1 protein-coding gene is annotated in these 937 nt (G+C 63.4%); it reads left to right on the forward strand.

Annotation, left to right across the window (positions count from 1 at the left end; translation table 11 throughout):
- The coding region (locus HX846_RS35155; protein WP_218645523.1) for a membrane-targeted effector domain-containing toxin at positions 1–937 on the forward strand (937 nt) is incomplete at both ends.

A 937-nucleotide genomic window follows, 5' to 3' on the forward strand; every position in this document is an offset into this window, starting at 1 on the left:
GCACACGGCACGCCAACCGGCGCCGCACCCGGGGCCCTCGGTGGAGCGCTCACACGCGCTACGGCCAACGCGCCCTCTGCCTGTTGAGGCGCCGCGCCACTTCAGCACCTTTGACCTGCCCCATGAACACCTGGGCCTGATCAGCGAGGAAATCACCTTGCCGATAGGCACGCGTGAAGCGCTCTTCGCCACCGCCTACAGGGAGACCGCCAGCAGCCGTCGCGCGGCGCAAACCACCTTCGACCAGACCCGCAAAAAACTTCAGGATCAGGCCCAGGCGTTTTTTACCGAACACACACCGCCTGCTCGGGGAGCACTGCCTGCGGTCGACCCGGCCCTGGATGAGGCGAAATTTATCGATCAACTGCTGGACACCGCCGATGGCCTGGTAGTCGGCGAAGCCCACGCCGGTACGTCGAGCAAAGGCTTCCTCAGCCGGCACATGGAATACCTGAAGGGCCCGCGAGAAGTAAAAACCCTGTACATGGAGCAACTCACCACCGAGCTGCATCAGGCCGACCTGGATATCGTCCACAGCCTGGGCTTTATGCCAGATGAACTGTGGAGCTACCTCAACGCATTGGACAAAGGCCACGGCGTACCGGCCGACAGCCCCTACGGTTTTGTCAGCCTGGTGCAGGTGGCGATGAAGCATAACGTGCGGATCCGCGCACTCGACTGTGTCGCCAGCTTGCGGGTGGACGGCATGCCCGCCTCCAGGACATCAATGTTCAACTACTTTGCGACCCAGGTGATCCGCGCCGACCAGCTTCAACAGGGGCCACACAAGTGGGTCGCGCTGGTGGGCGAAACGCACGCCAATACCCATCGCGGCGTACCGGGCATTGCCGAGCTCAACAACGGCATCAGTCTGCTGCTGGACGATGTGCCTCCCGGCTCGGCCAGCGGCTTTGTGCGTGAGCCCGCCAGCGTCCAG

The sequence above is a fragment of the Pseudomonas sp. K5002 genome, from assembly GCF_013386655.1.
GTDB lineage: Bacteria > Pseudomonadota > Gammaproteobacteria > Pseudomonadales > Pseudomonadaceae > Aquipseudomonas.